Annotated in this window: 1 protein-coding gene and 2 pseudogenes; all 3 read left to right on the plus strand. The window is 73.7% G+C overall.

Going from position 1 to position 2,795, the window contains the following annotated elements; translation table 11 throughout:
• Positions 1-400 (plus strand): annotated as a pseudogene (locus IH13_RS0105455) (allophanate hydrolase subunit 2 family protein); the annotation flags it as partial.
• Positions 401-598: 198 nt separating this feature from the next.
• Positions 599-1,948, plus strand: a pseudogene (locus tag IH13_RS45505) (lipase family protein).
• A 183-nt stretch (positions 1,949-2,131) separates the two neighbouring features.
• A partial coding sequence (locus tag IH13_RS0105465) for a copper homeostasis protein CutC (RefSeq protein WP_031081478.1) occupies positions 2,132-2,795 on the plus strand: 664 nt, incomplete at its 3' end.

A 2,795-nucleotide genomic window follows, 5' to 3' on the forward strand; every position in this document is an offset into this window, starting at 1 on the left:
GGCCGCCGGACACGGCTGCCCCGGGGCCGCTGCCGTGCCCTGGCCGGGCGTCCCCGCCGAACTGGTGCTGCCCGTGCACCCGGGCCCGCGCGACGACTGGTTCACGCCCGCCGCGCTGCGTACGCTCACCACCGCCGTGTACCGGGTCGCGGCGCAGAGCGACCGGATCGGACTGCGTACCGAGGGGCCCGCCCTGGAACGTGCCCGGGGCGGCGAACTGCCCAGCGAGGGCATGGTGCTGGGTGCCGTGCAGGTGCCGCCGGACGGGCGGCCCGTGGTGTTCCTCAACGACCATCCGACGACCGGCGGTTATCCCGTCGTCGGTGTGGTCACCGCCTCCGCCCTGGCCGCGGCGGCACAGGCGGCCCCCGGGACGCCGGTGCGGTTCGTGCCCGCCTGAAGGGCCCACCGGGGCGGCGAGAACCCCGCACGGGGGGCACCGGCCGGCAGCGGGTGGCCGTGCCCGCCTCTCCGAAGGACGCCCGTCAGCTCCGGCACCGTACGTTACCGAAGCGTAACTTACCGATGAGTTACCTCGGGTAACGGCCCGGTGCTAGCTTGCGCTCACCCTGCATCCGAGCAGAGCGAGGAGTGAGCCGTGAGTCTCCGTCAGACCGCCCGTTCGAGCTCGACCGTGCGTACCCCCCACGCCGGCCACCGTCCCACCGCGCGCCGCCGTGCCGGGCGCCTGGCCGTGGCCGCCGTCGCCGCCGCGGCCTGTCTGGGGGCCTATGCCGTACCCGCCGCGTCCGCCGCCACCGGCACGGAGCCGGTGGTGTCCCGGGGCGTGACCATCCCCGCCTTCTACACCCCGCCCGCCGAGCTGCCCGCGGCCGACGGGGCCCTCGTGCGGACCGAACCCCTGCCACTCGGCCTGAGCCTGCCGGGGCTGGACGGCCGCCCCATGCCGGGCACGGCCACCCGGCTGATGTACAAGTCCACGGACTCGGGCGGGCAGCCCGTCGCGGTGACCGGTGCCTACATCGAGCCCTCCGCGCGCTGGAAGGGCTCCGGGCCCCGCCCGCTGGTGGCACTGGCCTCGGGGACGATGGGCCAGGGTGACCAGTGCGCCCCCTCGCTCGCCCTCCAGCACCCTCTGACCTGTCTCTTATACAGATGTGTATAAGAGACAGACGCCGGTCTCGGCACCACCGACCGGCTCCACACCTACGTCAACCGCGTCGACGAGGGCCACGCCCTGCTGGACGCGGTCCGCGCCGCGCACGACGTGGCCGGCGCCTCGGTCACCGATGGCTCGCGCGTCGGGCTGTACGGCTACAGCCAGGGCGGCGGCGCCGCGGCGGCGGCGGCCGAACTCCAGCCCGGTTACGCCCCCGAGGTCGAACTCGCCGGTACCTACGCCGGGGCTCCGCCCGCCGACCTGACCGAGGTCATGAAGGGCATCGACGGCAGCGCGCTGGCCGGGGCGCTGGGCTGGTCGATCAACGGCTTCGTGCAGTCCGACCCGTCCCTCCGGGCCGTCGTCGACGCGCAGACCAACGCCACCGGCAAGGCGGCGCTCCGGGACACCTCCACCATGTGCGTCGGCGACGCGCTGTTCGGCTACGGCTTCGCCAGCAGCAAGAAGTGGACCGCAGACGGCCGGTCCCTCGCCGAGATCATCGCGGGCGAGCCGAAGCTCCAGGCGGTGCTCGCCCAGCAGCGCATCGGCACCCTCAGGCCCAGCGGACCGGTGCGGCTGGCGACCGGCGTCCACGACGACATAGTGCCGCACAAGCAGGCCAGGCAGCTGGCGGTGGACTGGTGCCGCAAGGGCGGCGACATCACCTACGACGCACTCGTCCTGCCCGACCTCGGCGCCAAGATCCTCACCAACCACCTCGTCCCGCTCCTCACCGACCAGGGCGAGGCCGTGTCCTGGCTGACCGACCGGCTCGCGGGCAAGAAGGCCACCTCCAACTGCTGGTCGATGCCGATCCAGCCCTGACGGCACCGCGCCGCAACCGTGCGAGGCCTCGGCGGCGTCCGTCCCCACGGACGCCGCCGAGGCCTCGCGTCTCTTGCGCCTGCGTGACGCACGCGTTCACATGGAGGGCTGCGCCCTCAGGGGGCCGCCCCGTAGGCTGGTCAATGGACTAGACCTATAGACGCTCCAAAGAATTGGAATCCCATGAGCAACCGTGCACTTCTGGAGGTGATCGCTCTCGACGCGGAGGACGCGGTCGCGGCCCAGGCGGGTGGTGCCGACCGCCTCGAAGTGGTCACCGACATGGCCGCCGACGGCCTGACGCCCTCCCCGAAGACCGTCGCGGAGATCCGGTCCGCCGTGGACATCCCCATGCGGGTCATGCTCAGGGTGGCGGGCGGATTCGCGGCCGGTGACGTCGAGGTACTCGTCGGCAAGGCGCGCGAGATGCGGGCCGAGGGCGCCGAGGAGTTCGTCCTCGGCTTCCTGGACCAGGACGGGCACGCCGACCTGGTGGCCGTCGAACGGCTCGTCGCCGAGCTGAACGGCTGCCGGTGGACCTTCCACCGGGCGATCGACCGCGCCGTGGACCGCGACGTCCTGCGCAAGCACCTGGCCGATCTGCCGGGCCTGGACACCTACCTCACGGCCGGCGCGCCGACCGGCGTCGACGACGGCATCCCGACCCTGCTGGCCGAGGCGGCCCGCGCGGGCCAGCCCGGTTACGAGGCGCGGATCCTGGTGGGCGGCGGCCTCCGCCTGGACCATCTGCCGCGCCTGAAGGCGGCGGGCGTCGACGCCTTCCACATCGGGGGAGCGGCCCGGCCCGCCGGCTGGTCCGGACCGGTCGACGTGGCGGCGGTACGGG

The sequence above is a fragment of the Streptomyces sp. NRRL WC-3549 genome (genome assembly GCF_000721935.1).
Lineage (GTDB): Bacteria > Actinomycetota > Actinomycetes > Streptomycetales > Streptomycetaceae > Streptomyces.